The following is an 18,462-nucleotide window of genomic DNA, read 5'->3' on the forward strand; positions in this document are numbered from 1 at the left end:
CCATGTCACTCTTGCTCGACACGTCGGTCGGCTGCCTGGTCGGCGCCGCGGTGGGCGACGCCCTCGGCGGCGCCACCGAGACGGCACTACCGGAGCAGATCCGCGCCCGCTTCGGCGGCTGGGTCGAGGGCATCGTGCCCCCGTACCACGCCGACTGGGCCACCGCGCGGCCACTCGCGCCGTACCACAAGGGCGACGGGCACATCACCGACGACACGTTGATGACCCACGCCCTGGTCCGGGCGTACGCGGCCAAGCGGGACCACCTCGACGCGTACGACGTGGTGGAACTGCTCGTCCCCGACCTGATCGAGCGGGTGGTCTACATCCCGGACCTGGAGCGGGAGGGGGTGACCTTCCACCGACTGGCCGCGGCCGAACGATGGTTGGTCACCCGCCTGCACCACGCGCACGCCGACCCCCGCGAGGCCGGCGTGGGCAACATCGTCAACTGCGGCGCCGCCATGTACATGGCGCCGGTCGGCATCGTCAACGCCGGCGACCCGGCCGGGGCGTACGCGGAGGCGGTGGAGATCGCCGGGGCGCACCAGCACAGTTACGGGCGGGAGGCCGCGGCGGTCTTCGCCGCCGCGGTCGCCGCCGCCGCGGCCCCCGGCGCGGGCGTCGACGACGTGCTCGCCGCGGCGCTCGACCTGGCCCGCGACGGCACCCGGGCCGCCATCGACGCGGTGGTCAAGGAGGCCCGGGGGTACGACGACTGGAAGGCCGCCATCCCGGCGCTGCGCGCCGCGGTCGCCCCCTACGACACGGTGGGGGAGGAGTACCGCAGCCCCGGGCTGGGCGCCCGCCGGCCCAGCCGGCTGCACGCCATCGAGGAGCTGCCGGTGGCGCTGGGCATGCTGGTGGTGGCCGGCGGCGACTACCGGGCGGCGGTGCTCGGGTCGGTCAACTACGGCCGCGACGCGGACTCCACCGCCACCATGGCCGGCGCGATCGCCGGGGCGCTCGGCGGCTCGGCGGGGGTGCCCGTCGAGTGGTCCCAGGTGGTGGCCGAGGCGTCCCGCACCGACCTGGTCGAGCCGGCGCGGGTCCTCGCCGAGATCGCCACCGAGGTCTTCGACCGGGACCGGGAGCGCTTCGCCCGGCGCGCCGAGCGTTTCGGCGGCCTGGCATGAGCGCTGCGGGCGGGCCGCGGCTGACCTGGGTGCAGCCGGAGGACCTGCTGCCGCACGAGCTGGCGGCCGGCCGGGACGAGGGCCGCGACGTCACCGCCCTCGCCGACCGCTGGACGGCGGCCGGCGGCGACGTGACCGCCCCGGTCGGCGGGGCCTCGGCCGTGCCCGCGTCGCCCGAGCTGCGCGCCCTCGCGATCGAGCTGCTCGACGCCGCCGACGCGCTTCCCATGCCGCACGCCGCGGACGAGCCGGACGACCTCGCCGCCGTCCGGGCCACCTGGCCCACGGCCTGGGAACTGCCGACCACCACCACGCGGGACCGGCTGCGCGGCGCCTGGCTCGGCCGGGCCGTCGGCTGCCTGCTCGGCAAGCCGGTGGAGAAAATCCCCCGTCACGGGATCCGGGAAATCCTCACCGCCGCCGGCCGGTGGCCGCTGCGCGGGTACTTCACCGCCGAGGGGCTGCCCGCCGAGGTCGCGGCCCGCTGGCCGTGGAACCGGCGCAGCGCCCCCACCAGCCTGGCCGAGAACATCGCCGGCATGCCGGAGGACGACGACCTCAACTTCGCGCTGCTGGCCCTGCGGATCCTGGAGACCCACGGGCCGGGCTTCACCAGTGCCGACGTCGCCCAGGCCTGGCTGGACTGGCTGCCCGCCGGGCGGGTCTTCACCGCCGAGCGGGTCGCCTACCGCAACCTGCTGCTCGGCTACGCCCCGCCGGAGACCGCCCGCCGGCACAACCCGTTCCGGGAGTGGATCGGCGCGCAGATCCGCACCGACGTGTACGGCTGGACCAACCCCGGCCGCCCGGACCGGGCTGCCGAGGCGGCCTGGCGGGACGCCGCCGTCAGTCACGTCCGGGCCGGGGCGTACGGGGCGATCTGGGTGGCCGCGCTCGCCGCGGCGGCACCGGTCGCGGGGAGCGTCGACGAGGTGCTGGACGCGGGCGAGTCGGTGCTGCCCCCGGGGAGCCGGTTCACCGCCGCCGTCCGGGAGGCGCGCGCCATCGGCGCCGACAGCGACGACTGGGAGAGCATCGTGGACACCCTCTACCAGCGGCACGGGCACCTGCACTGGGTGCACGTGCGCAACAACGCCGCGCTGGTCGCGGCGGCGCTCGCCTACGGACGCGGCGACCTGGAGCGATCCATCTGCGCCGTGGTCAGTGGCGGCTGGGACACGGACTCGACCGGCGCGACCGTCGGCGCGGTCACCGGCGCGCTGACCGGCGCTTCCGGGCTGCCCGAGCGCTGGGTCGCCCCCCTGCGCAACCGGCTGGCCAGCAGCATCACCGGCTTCGGCGGGACCGGCTTCGACACCCTCGCCGACCGTACCCTCGCCCTGGCCGACGCCCGGGTACCGGCGGACGGGGGTGCGGCGTGAGCGCCCGGGTGATCGTGGTCGGCAGCGCCAACCTGGACCTGGTGGTGACCACGCCGCAGCTGCCCAAGCCCGGTGAGACGGTGCTCGGCGGCGACTTCCGCACCGTGCCCGGAGGCAAGGGCGCCAACCAGGCGGTGGCCGCCGCCCGGGCCGGCGCGAACTGCGACTTCGTCGGCGCAGTCGGCACCGACGACTTCGGCATGCTGCTGAGTGACAACCTGATCGCGGCCGGCATCGACGTACGGGGGCTGCGCACCGTCGAGGGACCCTCCGGCGTCGCGCTCATCGCCGTCGACGGCGCGGCGGAGAACTTCATCGTCGTCGCCCCCGGCGCCAACGCCGCCCTCACCACCCTGGACGCCGCCGACCGGACGGCGGTGGCCGCCGCCGACGTGCTGCTGCTCCAGTTGGAGGTGCCGCTCACGGCGGTCCGGCAGGCCGCCGCCTGGGCCCGCGCCGACGGCACCACGGTGGTGCTCAACGCCGCCCCGGCCCGGCCGCTCCCGGTCGAGCTGCTCGACCTGGTCGACGTGCTGGTGGTCAACGAACACGAGGCGGCGATCGTCGGCGGCGTCTTCACCGAAGAGCCCGGCGCGCTGCTCGACGCGCTCGTGACCCTGGTGCCCCGGGTGGTGCTGACGCTCGGCGCGCGCGGCGCCGCGTACGCCGACCGGCACGGCGCCCGCATCGAGGTCCCGCCGCCGAAGGTCGACGCGGTCGACACCACCGCGGCCGGTGACGCGTTCACCGGTGCGCTCGCCGTCGCCCTCGCCGAACACGGCGGCGTCCTCACCGCCGACACGGCGACGGCCGTGCTGCGCTGGGCGTGCGCCGCCGGCGCGGCCTGCGCGCAGCGCCCCGGCGCGTCCACCGCCCTGCCGCGGCGGGACGCGATCGACGCCCTGTACGCCGCGACCTACGGAGATGCCGCGTGAGCTTCAATCCCTACGTGCCGCGGCCGATCGACCGGCCGACCGACGTGCCGCTCGGCTCGCCCGCCGACCTGACCACCCTCGACGAGGCGAAGATCTTCGCCGCCCCCGCCGACCCGGCCGACTGGCCCGCCTGGCGGGACCAGCTCACCCGGTGGCGGGCCGACGCCCGGGCCCGCCTCGCCTACACCGGCGAGCATTACGACGAGATCACCGGCGACTGCTTCACCGTCTGTCTCGCCTGGCTCTGGGACGAGACGCTCTACGACCACGAGCGGGGCGTCTTCACGGTCGAGGCGTTCCTGGAGGCCGCGCGGCGCGACTTCGGCGGCTTCGACGGGGTGGTGCTCTGGCACGCGTACCCGGTGATCGGGCTGGACGAGCGCAATCAGTTCGACTGGTACCGGGACGTGCCCGAGCTGCCCGAGGTGGTGCGCGCGTTCCAGGCGCACGGCGTCCGGGTGTTCATCGACTACAACCCCTGGGACATCGGCACGAAGCGGGAGTCCGGCGCCGACGCCGAGGAGGTCGCCGCGCTGGCCGCCACCCTCGGCGTCGACGGGGTCTTCCTGGACACCCTCAAGCAGGGCGCCGGCGAGCTGCGCAAGGCCCTCGACGCCGTCCGCCCCGGCCTCGTCCTCGAAGGGGAGAGCCGGGTGCCATTGGCGCGGATCGCCGACCACGCCATGTCCTGGGCACAGTGGTTCGCCGACTCCGAGGTGCCCGGGGTGCTGCGGGCCAAGTGGTTCGAGCGGCGGCACGTCCTGCACCACACCCGACGCTGGCACCGCAGCCACCTCGACGAGCTGCACTCCGCCTGGCTCAACGGCTGCGGCGTGCTGGTCTGGGAGAGCGTCTTCGGCGTCTGGGTCGGCTGGAACGACCGGGACAAGGCCGTGCTGCGGGCCATGCGCCGGGTGCAGGCCAGCCACGCCGCCTGGTTGCGCGCCGAGGACTGGGTCCCGCTCGCCGACCACCCCGGCTCCGGCCGGGTGTACGCGTCCCGCTGGTCGCACGACGACCAACCACTCTGGACGGTGGTCAACCGGGGTGACGACCACGACGGGTCGTGGCTGCTCACCGACGCTCGGCCGGGCCGGCGCTTCGTCGACCTGGTCACCGGGGCGGAGTTGACCGTCAGCGAAACCGGTGACGGCCGGGTCGCCGTCGGCGGCCCGCTCCCGGCCGGCGCGATCGCCGCCGTGGTCGCCACCGACGCCCCGGTCGACCGGCACGAGCCGCCGACCGGCGACCCGTCCTTCCCCGCCCGCGCCGCCGTGCGCGCCCGCGTCCCGTGGGCGCCGCTCGCCGCCCTGCCCGACGGCATGGTGACAGTGGAGGGCGGCCACCACGAGCTGACCGTCCGGCACCGGGTCCGCGAGACCGGCCTGTACGGGGAGGCGCCCTACGTCGACGAGTGGAAGCCGCTGCCGCCCCGGCTGCATCACACCGGCACTCTGCACCGCGCGGTGCGGCTCGGCCGGTTCGCCATCGACACCCACGAGGTCACCCACGGCCAGTACGCGCGGTTCCTCGCCGCCACCGGCTACCGACCCGTCCGACCGGAACGGTTCACCGCCGGCCGGGGACCCGCCGAAGCCCCGGTCACCGGCGTCGACCTCGCCGACGCCGGCGCGTACGCCGACTGGGCGGGACTGCGGCTGCCCACCGAGGACGAGTGGCAGGTGGCCGCCGAGGCGGGGTTGCTCGGCAGGCGGGAACCCCTCGTCTGGAACCTGACCGAGAGCGAACACTCCGACGGGCGTACCCGGTTCGTGATCCTCAAGGGCGGCTGCGCGTACCGGGCGGAAGGCTCCGACTGGTACCTCGACGGCGGCCCGCAGCCGCCCGACGTGTCGGTGAAGCTGCTGCTCACCGGCGCGGGACTGACCCGCTCCGACTCGATCGGCTTCCGCTGCGCCGCCGATCTGCCCCGGGAGGTCCGATGACCGCGCCGCTGGACGGGATCAAGGTCGTCGACCTGGCCACCCTCTTCGCCGGTCCGCTCGCCGCCGCGTTCCTCGGCGACTTCGGCGCCGACGTGGTCAAGGTCGAGCATCCGGCCAAGCCCGACCCGTCGCGCGGGCACGGCCCGGCCAGGGACGGCGTCGGCCTGTGGTGGAAGGTGCTCGGCCGCAACAAGCGGACCGTCACCTGCAACCTCTCCGACCCCCAGGGCGCCGAGCTGCTGCGCCGGCTGATCGCCGACGCCGACGTGCTGGTGGAGAACTTCCGCCCCGGCACCCTGGAACGCTGGGGGCTCGGCCCCGACGAGTTGCACGCCGTCAACCCACGACTGGTCATCGCCCGGATCAGCGGCTTCGGCCAGCTCGGCCCGTACGCGCCCCGGCCCGGGTTCGGCACCCTGGCCGAGGCGATGAGCGGCTTCGCCGCCGCCACCGGCGAACCCGACGGGCCGCCCACCCTGCCCCCGTTCGGGCTCGCCGACTCGGTCACCGCGCTCGCCGCCGCGTACGCGGTGATGCTGGCCCTGCGCGGCCGCGACCTCACCGGCCGGGGGCAGGTGGTCGACCTGGCCATCATCGAGCCCATCATGGCCATGCTCGGCCCGCAGATCACCTGGTACGACCAGCTCGGCTACGTCCAGCCCCGACTGGGCAACCGGTCCAACAACAACGCCCCGCGCAACACCTACCGGTGCGCCGACGGGCGATGGGTGGCCGTGTCGACCAGCGCGCAGAGCATCGCCGAGCGGGTGCTGCGGCTGGTCGGCCGGCCCGAACTGATCGACGAACCGTGGTTCGCCACCGGCAGCGGCCGGGCCGCGCACGCCGACGAACTCGACGCCGCCGTCGGCGCGTGGGTGGCGAAACGCGACCGGGACGAGGTCGTCGCCGCGTTCGAGGCCGCACAGGCCGCCGTCGCCCCCGTCTACGACGTCCGCGACATCCTCGCCGACCCGCAGTACGCGGCACTCGGCACCGTCGTCACCGTCCCCGACGAGGATCTCGGCGAGGTGCGGATGCAGAACGTGCCGTTCCGGATGTCCGCCAGCCCGGGGGAGATCCGGCACGCCGGCCGGCGGCACGGCCAGGACACCGACGAAGTGTTCCGCGCGCTCGGCGTCACCGACGACGAACTGGCCGCGCTGCGCGCGCGGGGGGCGATCTGATGCTGCTCACCTGGCTCTACGTGCCCGGCGACCGGCCGGACCGGTTCGCCAAGGCGGTCGCCTCCGGCGCCGACGCGGTCATCCTCGACCTGGAGGACGCCGTCGTGGCCGGCCGCAAGGCGTACGCCCGGGACGCGGTGGCCGAGTTCCTCACCGAGCCGCAGCCGGTGCCGATCCAGGTCCGGGTCAACGAGCTGACCGGCCCGGATGTCGACGCCGACCTGGCCGCGGTCGCCGGAGCGCCGGGGCTGGCCGGGCTGCGACTGCCCAAGGTGGAGTCACCGGTGACCGTCGCCGCGCTCGCCGCCCGGACCGACACGCCGCTGCACCCGCTGATCGAGTCCGCCGCCGGGCTGGAAGCCGCGTACGACATCGCGGGCGCGCATCCGGCGGTGGCCTCGCTCGGGCTCGGCGAGGCCGACCTGCGCTCGGACCTGGGCCTCGCCGACGACGACGGTCTGCTCTGGGCGCGCGGCCGCGTCGTGGTCGCGGCCCGCGCGGCCGGCCTGCCGCCGCCCGCCATGTCGGTGCACGCGAACGTCGCCGACCTCGACGGCCTGGCCGCCTCCTGCGCGGCCGGCCGGCGGCTCGGCTTCCTCGGCCGCGCGGCCATCCACCCGCGCCAGCTCCCGGTGATCGCCGAGGCGTTCCGGCCGGCCGAGCGCGAGGTGGCCCGCGCCCGGGAACTCCTCGCCGCGGTCGCCGACGCGCACACCCGGGACTCCGGCACGGTGGTGCTGCCCGACGGCCGGTTCGCCGACCGGGCGATGGTGGCCGCCGCCCGCCGCGTCGTCGACCTGGCCGCCCGGTACGCGGCCTGAACGCCGCGGCTGTCAGCCGAGGCGCCCACGTCCGAAGGCGTCGGCGCGGCCCCACCGCCCCGGGATGTTCCGCAGTTCGATCCGACCGATTTCTCGGGGCACCGCCGGTCTGGTCACCAGGTGTTCCCCGCGCGGCTCCATGCCGAGCATGGTCCGCAGCAGCAACATGGGGGTGCCCGTCGACCACGCCTGCGGACTGCAAGCCGTCGGATATCGCACGGGATACCTGGTCAGCTCCCGGTCATGTCCGGCGAAGGCCTCCGGCAGTCGACCCTCGAAGAACTCGGCTGCGTCGATGATGCCCTGGGCGATGTGGGCGGCTTCCTGGGTGAAGCCGTAGCGGCGTAGTCCCCAGGCGATGAAGGAGTTGTCGAAGGGCCAGACGGTGCCGACGTGGTAGCCGAGGGGGTTGTAGCGGGCTTCTCCCTCGGCGAGGGTGCGGACGCCCCAGCCGGAGAACAGTCGGGGGCCGAGGAGGTGTTCGGCGATCTTCGCGGCTCGGGGTTCGTCGACGATGCCGCTCCACAGCAGGTGGCCGATGTTGGAGGACAGGGCGTCGACCTGGCCGCCGTCGGCGTCGAGGGCGAGGGCGTAGTATTCGTCGTCCTGCACCCAGAAGTCCCGGTTGAAGCGTTCCTTGAGCTCGGCGGCTTCCCGTTCGAGGCGGTCGGCGTAGGCCGGGTCGTTCCAGAACTCGCGGGCCAGGCGGGCGCCGCGGATCTTGGCGTCGTAGGCGTAGCCCTGCAGCTCGCAGGTGGCGCGGGGCAGGCCGGGCAGCCGGCCGTCGCGGTAGGAGATGGCGTCCCAGGAGTCCTTCCAGCACTGGTTCTCCAGGCCGGTCTGCTCGTTGCGGCGTTGGTACCAGATGTAGCCGTTGCCCATGATGTCGCCGTACTCGTCGATCCAGTCAAGGGCGGCCCGCGCAGGGCGCTCGAGAAGCCGCACCGAATCGGCGTCGCCGGTCCAGCGCTCATATTCGTCGATGAGGATCACGTACAGGGGCGTCGCGTCGGCGCTGCCGAAATACGGTGAGTGCGGCTGCTCCTCGAACCCGACCGTCTCCCCGTAGCGCAACTCGTGCATGATCTTTCCCGGCTCTTCCTCGCGGAAATCGTCCAGCACGACGCCCTGCAACAGCGTCAGCAGGCGCAGGGTCGTAACGGCGAGATCCGGTGTGAACGGCAGCGCCTGCAGGCTGGTGAAGATGCTGTCCCGACCGAAGATGGCCATGAACCACGGCAGACCGGCGGCAGGAAGGGTCCGTCCGCCGCTCGTCAGCGGCGTGAAACGCAGCGCGGCGAGGTCGACGAGGCTGCGCCGGTAGGTCGTCATCAGTGATTCGGAGTCGCACGTCAGACGGGGGGTCTCGGCGAGCCACAGGTCCAGATCCCGCCGAATCTCCGTTTTGACCCGACCGGGTCTGCCCTGGAGGCTTTCCCGGAGATCACGCCCGTTCACGCCCAGCGTCGCCACGTGAAGTTCGGTCACCCATTCGCCCTGTGGTCCGATCCGGACGTCGTACGTCAGCCCGTGCTCGTCGATCCGGGCCGGCTCGGTACTGGAGACGACTGTCTCCCGCTGGAACGCCTCGCGCCGGTACCCAAGCCGCAAGCGCCCGTCTTCGGCCCGCGCGTAGTACTGTCCCTTCTTTTGGCGCACGTCCTTGATCTCGAACAGATCGGCGAAGTCGCTGCCGACCTCGAACCGGATCCGTAGGTCGACCGGCTCATTTCGGTGGTTGACCACCCTCAACCGCTCGTGGAAGCTGCCACCGATCGATCGTTCGCGCATGGCCGAAACCCTGGGGTCGACAGCGGTCGGAGCAGTCGGGACGCAGAAGAACCGCGTCTCGAAGTACTCGAGGTCGTCGACGGTGAGCGCGTTGAGCCGTTCACCGTCGATGCTCAGTAGCCACTTCGACAGGAATCGGGTGTCGAACGCGAACAGCCCCGTCGGAATGGTGGGAGACGCGTCGATGTCGCCGTTCGCCTCACTGACCACGAACGTGTTGCCGTCCAGAAGCCTGACGAGGTCCTCAGTCATGCCTGCCGTCTCCGCTCGCGGGCGAACATCCGCGGGTGGTGGGCGCCGGGCGGCCCCGGAAAGACTCGCTGAATGAGGCGGGCCAGCCGCACCTCGCCCTCGACCCTGAGTTCGTTACGCACCCACGCCGCGTACAGGTTCTCCCCGCCGCTGACGATCCGGTCGAAGAGCCCCTTGTCGGCGCGGACGATCGAGTCGGCCTCGAGCTCATCTCTCGAAACGCGGACATCACCCTGTCGGATCACCACGAACCAACGGTCGACCTCGTGATCGTGCCCGAGATCGAAGCGTATGGTGCCGGTGGCCTCCTCGAGCAGGGGTTCGTGGCCGCGGCGGCCGAGCCCGTCGAAGAACGCCGCCGTGGGATCTGACATCACACTCCCTTGGTCAGTTCTGACCAGCACAGCTTCACCCGGGCCGGGGCACCTCGGCATCACCCGTACCGGATGAGATTGGTTGCGGGTCGACTCCGGTGTGCCAATCTCACCCGCCGCGGGTGATGCCACGGCACCACTGGGTGAGCGACGCTGCCTGGTGAGCCGGTCGACTTGCGGGGGGTGGCGCTGATGTCGGATGCGACCAGAGAGTTCTTCGACGAACTCGACCGCCGCGGGTCCGAACGCCTGCTGAGAAAGACCAACGGCACCGTACGCTTCGACCTTGAGCACGACCACGGGATCGACCACTGGCTCGTCACCATCGTCAATGGTGATGTCCAGGTGTCGAGGGAGGAGCGCGACGCCGACTGCGTCATCCGGGCCGACAACGCCTTCTTCGACCGGATGACGCGCGGCGAGGAGAAACCGCTGCCGGCGTGGCTGCGGAACGAGATCACGAGCGAGGGCCAGTACCGGTTCATCGTCCTGCTGGAGCGGCTATTCGGCGAGGCGCCCGGTGCGCGCCATCCGCGGACCTTTGCCCGCGAACATGGGGTGCGCAGATGAATGGCGAGCTCGTCAGGATCCTGGACGGCAACATCTTCGTGTTGAGCTTCGACAGCGGCGACATCGAAGCGTCACCCGCTGTCCCGTGCGGGTTCTTCTCGTTCGACACCCGATTCCTGTCGCTGTGGCGGCTGAGCATCAACGGCGAACGGCTGCACGCGCTGGCCATGGACGACTCGCGGTACTTCGACGTGCGTTTCTTCCTGGTCCCGGGCGCGCCGACCCACTACCTGGACGCCAAGGTGTCGGTCATGCGGGAACGGTCGGTCGCCGGCAGCTTCGAGGAGCGGTTGACGGTCTTCAACCACACCAGCGAACCAGCCGAGTTCACCGTCCGCTTCGATGCGGACTCTGACTTCATTCCTCTGCTCGGGATCGCGCAGCCGGAAAAGGCATTGGGCCGGATCTACCGGCGGGTCGAGGACGGGTCCCTGCATCTCTGCTACGAGCGCGAGAAGTTCCGGCGCGAGACGGTCATCTCCACGACCGAGCCGGCGCAGGTCGACGAACACGGGCTGACGTACCACATCCAGGTCGGCGGGCACGAACAGTGGACCACGACCCTGCACGTCCGTGGACAGGTGCTGCGCCCGGACGGCCAGGATGTTCGCGACCATGTGTATCCCGGTCGCCGCAGTCGAGACAAGGTGCACCTCGAGCAGGACCTTGAACGGTGGCTCGACAAGGCACCCCAACTGAACTCCGACTCGGAGCCGCTGAGGAGGGCGTACCGTCGTAGCCTGGTCGATCTCGCGGCGTTGCGATACTCGCCGCTGACGCTCCCGAAGGAGGCAATGCCCGCCGCCGGCCTGCCATGGGCGGCGACCCTCACCGGGCGTGACCCCCTCTTCGCGAGTCTGCAGGCCTTGCCCTTCGCCTCGGAGCTCGCCGTGGCCACGTTGCGCATGCTCGGCATCGACCAGGGCTCGGAGCTGGACGACTTCCGGGACGAGGAACCGGGAAAGATCCTGCGCGAGTTTCGCTACGGCGAGCTGGTCGCGTTCGAGCAACGCCCGCAATCGCCGTACTACGGCAGTGCCGACGTCACCCCGCTCTACGTGATCCTGCTGGACGAGTACGAGCGGTGGACCGGGAACGCCGCCCTGGTGCGGGAGTTCGAGGAGGAGGCCCGGGCGGCCCTGCACTGGATCGACGAGTACGGCGACATCATGGGCAACGGCTACATCTGGTACCAACGCCGTAACGAGCAGACCGGCCTGGACAACCAGTGCTGGAAGGAATCGCCGGAAGCGATCTCCTACCGCGACGGCCGGCTGCCCGGCCTGCCCCGCGCCACCTGCGAGCTGCAGGGCTACGCCTACGACGCCAAGATCCGCGGCGCCCGCCTGGCCCGCGAGTTCTGGAACGACCCGGCCTACGCCGACCGCCTCGAACGGGAAGCCGCCGAGCTCAAGGAACGCTTCAACCGGGACTTCTGGGTGGAAGACGGCGAATACTACGCCCTCGCCCTCGACGCCGACGGCGGCCAGGTCGACGCCCTGTCCTCCAACATCGGCCACCTGCTGTGGAGCGGCATCGTCGACGAACCCCGAGCCGCGAAGATCGCCGAACACCTCCTCGGCCCCCGACTGTTCTCCGGCTGGGGCGTGCGCACCCTCGCCGAGGGAGAAGCCCGCTACAACCCCCTCGGCTACCACGTCGGCACCGTCTGGCCCTTCGACAACTCCTTCATCGCCTGGGGACTACGCCGCTACGGCTTCACCCAGGAAGCCGCCCACATCGCCCAGGGCATCATCGACGCCGCCGAGTACTTCGACGGTCGACGACTACCGGAGGCGTTCGCCGGATACGACCGCGAGCTGACGCGGCACCCCGTGCAGTACCCCACCGCGAACAGCCCTCAGGTCCTGTCCACCGGTACGCCACTCCTGTTGTTGCGAACCGTGCTCGGCTTGGAGCCGTACGGAGAGGACCTGGTGGTGGCGCCGGCGTTGCCCGCGGGATTCGGTCGGATCGAGCTGCTCGACATTCCTGGCCGCTGGGGCCGGATCGACGCCATCGGGTACGTCTAGATCGGCGCTCGGAAGAGTGAACGGCGGCGGAACGGGTAGGCGCGGCGCCGGGAGGCGGGCGCCTCCGGGATCGAGGGGGACAATGGGAGCCGCCATCGCCGTCGGCCTTGTCATCGTCATCGCGATCGTGGTCCTCGTGCTGTCGCTCAGCATCCGGCTGGTGCAGCAGTACCAGCGCGGCGTCGTGTTCCGCTTCGGCCGGGTGCTGGACCGCGTCCGGCAGCCCGGTTTTCACCTGATCATCCCGGTCGCCGACCGGATGGTCCGGGTCAGCATGCAGACCACGGTGATCGGGGTGCCCGCGCAGGGCGTCATCACCCGGGACAACGTCACCCTCACCGTGGACGCGGTCGTCTACTACCGGGTGGTCGACCCGGTGAAGGTGCTGGTCAACGTGCGGGACTACCCGTCCGCGGTGCTCCAGGTGGCCCAGACGGCGCTGCGGTCGGTGATCGGCAAGGCCGACCTCGACACGCTGCTGCGTGACCGGGACCGGATCAACGCCGAGTTGAAGTCGGTGATCGACGCGCCCACCGAGAAGCCGTGGGGCCTGCTCATCGAACGGGTCGAGGTGAAGGACGTGTCGCTGCCCGAGGGGATGAAGCGGTCGATGTCCCGCCAGGCCGAGGCGGAGCGGGAACGGCGCGCCCGGGTGATCGCCGCGGACGGCGAGTTCCAGGCGTCCCGCCGGCTCGCCGACGCGTCCCGGGCGATGGCGAACACGCCGGGGGCGTACCAGCTGCGGCTGTTGCAGACGGTGGTCGACGTGGCGGCGGAGAAGAACAGCACCCTGGTCATGCCCTTCCCGGTGGAGCTGCTGCGCTTCTTCGACGAGGTCGCCCGCGGTTCGCGGGAGCAGGCGACGCCCGCCGGTCGGGGCGGGAGCAGGGAGCCGGAGGTGTCCGGCGGGCAGGGCCCCCGGGAGCAGGCGACTCCGGTGGGTCCGGTGCTCGGCCCGGTCACCGAGAACGTCGCCGCCGCGGCGGAGGGAAGCGACGGACACCGCCGATCCCCGCGCTGACGGGACACCGTATATACCGGTTGCCTGCATATACTGTCGCCCATGACCGACAGTCCGCTCCGGGAACCGACGTTCCTGGTCCTCACCGCGCTGGCCGAGACACCCCAGCACGGCTACGCCGTCATGGAGGACGTCCTGCGCATCTCCGAAGGGCGGGTGCGGCTGCGCGCCGGCACCCTCTACGCCGTGCTGGACCGGCTGCGCGCCGACGGCCTGATCGAAGTGGAGCGGGAGGAGGTGGTGCAGTCCCGGCTGCGCCGCTACTACCGGCTCACCGCGCTGGGCGCGACCCGGCTCGCCGACGAGGCCGCCCGGCTGCGCCGCAACGCCGAGGCCGCCGGCCTCCGGCTGCGCCGCGCCGGCCTGCTCCCCGAGGGGGGAGCGGCGTGAGCGACGCACAACTCGAGCGCCACTACCGCCGGCTGCTCGCCTTCTACCCCTGGGAACACCGCCGGGCGTACGAGGAGGAGATGCTCGCCGTCCTCCTCGCCGACGCCCGGCCGCGGCAGCGCCGGCCCACCGCCGCGGACGCGGCCAACCTGATCGGCGCCGGCCTGCGGACCCGGCTGCGGGTGAGCGCACGGGGGTTCACCGAGCCGGCCTGGGTCGACGCCGCCGCCGTCACCGGCGTGATCGTCGCGCTGGCCCTGCTCGCCCTGGCCGCGAAGCCAATGCTGGACCACCTTCTGCCCGACCCGTCCGTGCCACCACCGCCGCCGCGACCCATGGGAGGGCCCAGTCCGGCGGAACTGCTGCGGGTGGCGGGCTGGGCGGGGGTCACCATCACCGCCCTGGCCGGCCTGCGGTGGGTCGCCGCCGGGCTCGCCTGGGCCGGGGTCGCCGCGTGGGTCGTGCTGGTCGGGCCGGGCGTCGCCGACCAGCCGACGTACGTGGTGGACACCCTGCCGCAGTTCGCCCTCGCCGTGGTGGCGGCCGCCGCCCTCACCGTTCCGGCGCCGCACCGCCGGGCGGTGGCGGTGCTGGGGGCGCGCCGGCTGGCGGCGGTCGTGCTGGCGGCGCTGGCAGCGGTGTCGGTGCTGGAGACCGCCCGGCTGGCCGCGCCGTCCTTCCCGGACATGAGCTCCGGCGGCAGCTACACCTTTTACGTCCTCTACGACCTGGAGGCCCGCAGCGAGGTGGTGATCTGGCTCTACGTCGCCGGGCTCGCCGTTGCCGCCCTGGTAGTTCTGGTCAGTCTGGCCACCCTCGCCCCGGAGATCCGACGGCGGGTCGTGGTCATGCTGGCGCCGGTGGCCGCGCTGGCGCTGGTGATCGACGGCGCGCTGGCCGGTTGGGCCGTGTCCACCGTGCACATGGGGCACGCCATCCCGCTCGTACCGGCGCAGTGGGCGATGCTGGTGCTCGTGCCGGCGGTGACGTTCCTCGCCGGGGTGCTGCTCGTCCGCCGTCGGGAGGAGACGTTGCGGATGGTCGCGCTCGGCCGCGACGCCGACCGGGAGCGACCCGCGGCCTGAGCCGCCGCCGGTGGTCCCGCATTCAGGCCGGGACCGCCGGCGCCCGCTCGCCCGCCTGGCCCGGTACGGCGGTGGCGGCCGGCTTCGGCAGCCTGAAGGTGAACCGGGCGACGGGTGCTCGGAGCGCTCGCCCACGTCGGCGGGCCGGTCGCGAGCGCTCAGCCGAGCAGGCCGCTGGTGGGCAGAGGCAGGGGCAGGCCCGGCAGCGGCGACAGCAGCGACGGGCTGGGCAGGGGCGGCAGCGGCAGCCGGGGCAACGGCAGCAAGGGGTCGCCACCGCCACCGGTCGCCGAGCCGCCCGGCGTCGATCCGGTGCCCGGCTTCGTCGGCTTCGGCGCCGGCACCGGCGCCTGCGTCGCGCGGGCGGTGGGGCCCGGCAGCGGCGCCGACGACGGCGCGGGCGTGACCGGAGGAGTGGCCGGGGGCGCGGCGTCGGCCCGCTCGGCGACGAGCTGGCGGGTCAGCGCGTCGAGTTGCTCGCGGAGCCGGTCCACGGTCGCCGGATCGGTGATGCCCGTCAGCTCCCGGCGCGCCTGGTCGACGAGCCGCTGGGCCTCGTCGAAGCGGCCGGCGGTCAGCGCCGCGCGGGCCCGCGCGATGGTCTCCTCGACGCCGCGCACCTCGGCCTGCTGCGGATACAGCAGCTTGGTCAGGGTCCACAGCGGGCTGCTCGGCCCGGCGTTGCGGCTGCTGATGCCGAGCCCGGACACCAGGGCGAGCACCGCGACGACCGCGGCGGCCAGGCGCAGCGCCCAGGGACGGGACCGGCGGGAGCGGGCGGCCGCCAGGGGCACCGGCGGCTCCGTCGCCCCGCCGTCACCGGTCGGGGTGGGGGGCCGCAGCTCCGCCGGCTCGGGTACTTCGGCGGCGACGTCGGCGCGCCACGCGGCGAGCATGGCCGCGATGCCGTCGTCGGTCGACGCCTCCTCGCCCCGGCCGAGCGCGTCGAGCAGCAGGTCGTCGCGGGCGATGACCTCGAGGGCCATCGCCTCCTCCCCGCCGGGCGTACGCTCCGTCATGCCGCCACCTCGTCCAGTGCGTCCCCGGCAAGCGTACGGAGCCGGGCCAGGGCGCGGGACTGGGCCACCCGTACCGCGGCCGCCGTCATCCCGACGATCGCCCCCACCTCGTCGGCGGAGAGCCCCACCGCGACCCGCAGCAGGATGATCTCCCGCTGCGCCTCCGGCAGCTTCTTCAGCAGCACCGACAGTCGCCGGGCCAGGTCGGTGGCGACCGCCTGCTGCTCCGGCCCGGGGGCGGCGTCGGGCTGCTCCAGCGGAGCGTCGGTGGGGGTCACGGCGGAGTCGCGGATCGCCGCGCGTTGCGCGTCGGCCACCTTGTGCGCGGCGATGCCGTAGACGAAGGCGGCGAAGGGCGACCCCTGGTCGCGGTAGCGGGGCAGCGCCCGCAGCACCGCGAGACAGACCTCCTGGGCCACGTCGTCGGCGGTGGCGTACGCGCCGCCGATGCGACCCAGGCGGGCCCGGCAGTAGCGGACGAGGCCGGGGCGTACCTCGGTGAGCAGCGCCGACGTGGCCGCCCGGTCGCCCGCGGCGGCCCGATGGACGAGCTCTGGCTCGATCACACTGCTCATGGTTGTTGCGAGGCACCTTCATTACCGGCCGGTTACCGGCACGCTATCGAGCCCCACCCCGTTTTGCCTAGCTCGCCGAGGGTGACGGAGAGCTGACGGAAAGAAAGGTGTTGCGCCGGCGGTCGCTCCCACGATGTCCCAGATGACGACGGAGGGAGGGGCCGATGGGTGTCGAGGTGACCGTGCAGGGGCTGACCAAGTCCTTCGGCGGGCAGCCCGTGTGGTCGGACGTCTCCCTCACCCTGCCGGCGGGGGAGATATCCGTCCTGCTCGGACCGTCCGGCACCGGCAAGTCGGTGTTCCTCAAGACGCTCGTCGGCCTGCTCCGGCCCGACCGGGGCTCCATCGTGATCGAGGGCCGGGACCTGCCCCGGCTGTCCGAGCGGGCGCTGTACGAGGTGCGCAAGCTGTTCGGCGTGCTGTTCCAGGACGGCGCGCTGTTCGGCTCGATGAACATCTACGACAACGTGGCGTTCCCGCTGCGCGAGCACACCCGCAAGTCCGAGTCGCAGATCCGCGCCGTGGTCAACGAGAAGCTCGACATGGTGGGCCTGGTCGGCGCCGAGAAGAAGCTGCCCGGCGAGATCTCCGGCGGCATGCGCAAGCGGGCCGGGCTGGCCCGGGCCCTCGTCCTCGACCCGCAGATCATCCTCTTCGACGAGCCCGACTCCGGGCTGGACCCGGTGCGCACCGCGTACCTCAACCAGCTCATCATCGACCTGAACCAGCGCACCGAGGCGACGTTCCTGATCGTCACCCACGACATCAACACCGCCCGGACCGTGCCGGACAACATCGGCCTGATCTACCACGGACACCTGGCCATGTTCGGCCCCCGGGAGATGCTGCTGTCCAGCACCGAACCGGTGGTGCGGCAGTTCCTCAACGCCCAACGGATCGGGCCGATCGGCATGGCCGAGGAGAAGGACGCCGAGGAACTCCAGGCCGAGGCCCAGGCCGGCGTCGAGCTGCCGCCGCTGCCGCCCATCCCGCTGCAGCTCCCGCCCACCGACGGGCTGCCCCGGCGGGCCGAGCGCCCACCCGGCCAGTGGTGCCGGGAGTACGGCGTCACCCCGCCGCCGGGGTCGTTCGAGGGTCGGTTGGACGCGGAGCGGCCCACCATCGAGCTGGGCCAGCACCTGGCCACCGACAGCCGGCACCAGCGGGAGGTGACCGGATGAGCGCCCCGGTGGCCGCGCTGCGCCGCAGCGGCGATTTCTTCGCCTTCTGCCTGGACACCCTGCGCGGCCTGGGCCGCCGGCCGGTGCAGGTCCGCGAGTTCGTCCAGCAGGCGTGGTTCATCAGCTCGGTGTCGATCCTGCCGGCCGCGCTGGTCTCGATCCCGTTCGGCGCGGTCATCGCCCTGCAGCTCGGCTCCCTGGTCCGGCAGCTCGGCGCGCAGTCGTTCACCGGCGCCGCGTCGGTGCTCGCCGTCGTCCGCGAGGCGGGCCCGATCGTCACCGCGCTGATCATTGCCGGCGCCGGCGGCTCGGCGATCTGCGCCGACCTCGGCTCCCGCAAGATCCGCGAGGAGCTGGACGCGATGCAGGTCCTGGGCATCGACCCCGTCCAGCGCCTCGTGGTGCCCCGGGTGCTGGCGTCGGTGCTGGTCGCCGTGCTGCTCAACGGCCTGGTCAGCGTGGTCGGGGTGACCGGTGGCTACACCTTCAACGTGGTCATGCAGGGCGGCACACCCGGCGCGTACCTGGCCAGCTTCCAGGCCCTCGGGCAGCTGCCCGACCTGCTGGTCGGCGAGGTCAAGGCGGCGCTCTTCGGCGCCACCGCCGCGCTCGTCGCCTCCTACCAGGGGATGAACGCCAAGGGTGGCCCCAAGGGCGTCGGCGACGCCGTCAACCAGAGCGTCGTCATCACCTTCATGCTGTTGTTCGCGCTGAACTTCGTCGTCACGGCCGTGTACTTCCAGGTCGTACCGCAGAAGGGGAGCTGA

At 72.8% G+C, this 18,462-nt stretch carries 16 protein-coding genes and 1 pseudogene; 13 read left to right on the forward strand and 4 right to left on the reverse strand.

Annotated features, from left to right (window positions below; translation table 11 throughout):
* The first annotated feature begins 2 nt into the window (after nt 1-2).
* The 6 genes from GA0070613_RS23525 to GA0070613_RS23550 are packed head-to-tail and all read left to right on the forward strand — an operon-like array spanning nt 3 to nt 7,404.
* Nucleotides 3-1,136, forward strand: coding sequence for an ADP-ribosylglycohydrolase family protein (locus GA0070613_RS23525; RefSeq protein WP_089014275.1), 1,134 nt, complete (start codon nt 3-5; stop codon nt 1,134-1,136).
* Nucleotides 1,133-2,518: an ADP-ribosylglycohydrolase family protein gene (locus GA0070613_RS23530; RefSeq protein WP_089014276.1), complete on the forward strand. Its 1,386-nt coding sequence runs from the start codon at nt 1,133-1,135 to the stop codon at nt 2,516-2,518. Before GA0070613_RS23525 ends, GA0070613_RS23530 begins: the two co-directional genes overlap by 4 nt.
* Nucleotides 2,515-3,453 carry a ribokinase gene (locus GA0070613_RS23535; RefSeq protein ID WP_089014277.1) on the forward strand — a complete coding sequence of 313 codons (939 nt, stop codon included), beginning with the start codon at nt 2,515-2,517 and terminating at the stop codon, nt 3,451-3,453. Before GA0070613_RS23530 ends, GA0070613_RS23535 begins: the two co-directional genes overlap by 4 nt.
* Nucleotides 3,450-5,399, forward strand: coding sequence for an SUMF1/EgtB/PvdO family nonheme iron enzyme (locus GA0070613_RS33675; protein WP_089014278.1), 1,950 nt, complete (start codon nt 3,450-3,452; stop codon nt 5,397-5,399). Before GA0070613_RS23535 ends, GA0070613_RS33675 begins: the two co-directional genes overlap by 4 nt.
* Nucleotides 5,396-6,583 carry a CaiB/BaiF CoA transferase family protein gene (locus GA0070613_RS23545; RefSeq protein ID WP_089014279.1) on the forward strand — a complete coding sequence of 396 codons (1,188 nt, stop codon included), beginning with the start codon at nt 5,396-5,398 and terminating at the stop codon, nt 6,581-6,583. Before GA0070613_RS33675 ends, GA0070613_RS23545 begins: the two co-directional genes overlap by 4 nt.
* The gene (locus GA0070613_RS23550; protein WP_089014280.1) at nt 6,583-7,404 is read left to right on the forward strand and encodes an HpcH/HpaI aldolase/citrate lyase family protein; all 822 of its coding nucleotides are present in this window, start codon (nt 6,583-6,585) and stop codon (nt 7,402-7,404) included. The genes GA0070613_RS23545 and GA0070613_RS23550 overlap by 1 nt, the downstream gene beginning before the upstream one ends.
* A 12-nt stretch (nt 7,405-7,416) precedes the next feature.
* Here GA0070613_RS23550 and GA0070613_RS23555 read toward each other — a convergent pair whose 3' ends face one another.
* Nucleotides 7,417-9,447 carry an amylo-alpha-1,6-glucosidase gene (locus GA0070613_RS23555; protein ID WP_089014281.1) on the reverse strand — a complete coding sequence of 677 codons (2,031 nt, stop codon included), beginning with the start codon at nt 9,445-9,447 and terminating at the stop codon, nt 7,417-7,419.
* Nucleotides 9,444-9,821: an SCP2 sterol-binding domain-containing protein gene (locus GA0070613_RS23560; protein ID WP_157746473.1), complete on the reverse strand. Its 378-nt coding sequence runs from the start codon at nt 9,819-9,821 to the stop codon at nt 9,444-9,446. Before GA0070613_RS23560 ends, GA0070613_RS23555 begins: the two co-directional genes overlap by 4 nt.
* A gap of 192 nt (nt 9,822-10,013) precedes the next feature.
* On the opposite strand from GA0070613_RS23560, the gene GA0070613_RS23565 reads away from it, so the two are divergent.
* From GA0070613_RS23565 to GA0070613_RS23585, 5 genes and pseudogenes are all read left to right on the forward strand, one after another.
* Nucleotides 10,014-10,391, forward strand: a complete 378-nt coding sequence (locus GA0070613_RS23565; protein ID WP_157746474.1) for an SCP2 sterol-binding domain-containing protein — start codon at nt 10,014-10,016, stop codon at nt 10,389-10,391.
* Entirely contained in the window at nt 10,388-12,424 is a 2,037-nt protein-coding gene (locus GA0070613_RS23570) for an amylo-alpha-1,6-glucosidase (protein ID WP_089014284.1), read from the forward strand. Before GA0070613_RS23565 ends, GA0070613_RS23570 begins: the two co-directional genes overlap by 4 nt.
* Nucleotides 12,425-12,506: 82 nt before the next feature.
* Nucleotides 12,507-13,346: pseudogene (locus GA0070613_RS23575) on the forward strand (SPFH domain-containing protein); the annotation flags it as partial.
* 141 nt (nt 13,347-13,487) lie between these two features.
* Complete coding sequence (locus tag GA0070613_RS23580; protein WP_089014286.1) at nt 13,488-13,835, forward strand: PadR family transcriptional regulator; 348 nt, start codon at nt 13,488-13,490, stop codon at nt 13,833-13,835.
* Nucleotides 13,832-14,920, forward strand: coding sequence for a hypothetical protein (locus tag GA0070613_RS23585; protein WP_089014287.1), 1,089 nt, complete (start codon nt 13,832-13,834; stop codon nt 14,918-14,920). The genes GA0070613_RS23580 and GA0070613_RS23585 overlap by 4 nt, the downstream gene beginning before the upstream one ends.
* A gap of 158 nt (nt 14,921-15,078) precedes the next feature.
* Here GA0070613_RS23585 and GA0070613_RS23590 read toward each other — a convergent pair whose 3' ends face one another.
* Together GA0070613_RS23590 and shbA are read right to left on the reverse strand one after the other, a co-directional pair.
* Complete coding sequence (locus tag GA0070613_RS23590; protein ID WP_089014288.1) at nt 15,079-15,939, reverse strand: anti-sigma-D factor RsdA; 861 nt, start codon at nt 15,937-15,939, stop codon at nt 15,079-15,081.
* Nucleotides 15,936-16,505: an RNA polymerase sigma factor ShbA gene (gene shbA, locus GA0070613_RS23595; RefSeq protein WP_456299191.1), complete on the reverse strand. Its 570-nt coding sequence runs from the start codon at nt 16,503-16,505 to the stop codon at nt 15,936-15,938. Before shbA ends, GA0070613_RS23590 begins: the two co-directional genes overlap by 4 nt.
* A 173-nt stretch (nt 16,506-16,678) precedes the next feature.
* On the opposite strand from shbA, the gene GA0070613_RS23600 reads away from it, so the two are divergent.
* Nucleotides 16,679-17,695 (forward strand): ABC transporter ATP-binding protein, encoded by a 1,017-nt coding sequence (locus GA0070613_RS23600; RefSeq protein ID WP_089014290.1) that lies wholly within the window; start codon nt 16,679-16,681, stop codon nt 17,693-17,695.
* The gene (locus GA0070613_RS23605; protein ID WP_089014291.1) at nt 17,692-18,462 is read left to right on the forward strand and encodes an MlaE family ABC transporter permease; all 771 of its coding nucleotides are present in this window, start codon (nt 17,692-17,694) and stop codon (nt 18,460-18,462) included. Before GA0070613_RS23600 ends, GA0070613_RS23605 begins: the two co-directional genes overlap by 4 nt.

Origin of the sequence: Micromonospora inositola, from assembly GCF_900090285.1 — a bacterium.
In the GTDB taxonomy this organism is placed as follows: Bacteria; Actinomycetota; Actinomycetes; order Mycobacteriales; family Micromonosporaceae; genus Micromonospora; species Micromonospora inositola.

Excerpts from the sequence above, each read along its gene's own strand:
- GA0070613_RS23525 (WP_089014275.1), top strand. The coding sequence starts at position 3 with ATGTCACTCTTGCTCGACACGTCGGTCGGCTGCCTGGTCGGCGCCGCG.
- GA0070613_RS23530 (WP_089014276.1), top strand. The coding sequence starts at position 1,133 with ATGAGCGCTGCGGGCGGGCCGCGGCTGACCTGGGTGCAGCCGGAGGAC.
- GA0070613_RS23545 (WP_089014279.1), top strand. The coding sequence starts at position 5,396 with ATGACCGCGCCGCTGGACGGGATCAAGGTCGTCGACCTGGCCACCCTC.
- GA0070613_RS23550 (WP_089014280.1), top strand. The coding sequence starts at position 6,583 with ATGCTGCTCACCTGGCTCTACGTGCCCGGCGACCGGCCGGACCGGTTC.
- GA0070613_RS23555 (WP_089014281.1), bottom strand. The coding sequence starts at position 9,447 with ATGACTGAGGACCTCGTCAGGCTTCTGGACGGCAACACGTTCGTGGTC.
- GA0070613_RS23560 (WP_157746473.1), bottom strand. The coding sequence starts at position 9,821 with ATGTCAGATCCCACGGCGGCGTTCTTCGACGGGCTCGGCCGCCGCGGC.
- GA0070613_RS23565 (WP_157746474.1), top strand. The coding sequence starts at position 10,014 with ATGTCGGATGCGACCAGAGAGTTCTTCGACGAACTCGACCGCCGCGGG.
- GA0070613_RS23570 (WP_089014284.1), top strand. The coding sequence starts at position 10,388 with ATGAATGGCGAGCTCGTCAGGATCCTGGACGGCAACATCTTCGTGTTG.
- GA0070613_RS23580 (WP_089014286.1), top strand. The coding sequence starts at position 13,488 with ATGACCGACAGTCCGCTCCGGGAACCGACGTTCCTGGTCCTCACCGCG.
- GA0070613_RS23590 (WP_089014288.1), bottom strand. The coding sequence starts at position 15,939 with ATGACGGAGCGTACGCCCGGCGGGGAGGAGGCGATGGCCCTCGAGGTC.
- GA0070613_RS23600 (WP_089014290.1), top strand. The coding sequence starts at position 16,679 with ATGGGTGTCGAGGTGACCGTGCAGGGGCTGACCAAGTCCTTCGGCGGG.
- GA0070613_RS23605 (WP_089014291.1), top strand. The coding sequence starts at position 17,692 with ATGAGCGCCCCGGTGGCCGCGCTGCGCCGCAGCGGCGATTTCTTCGCC.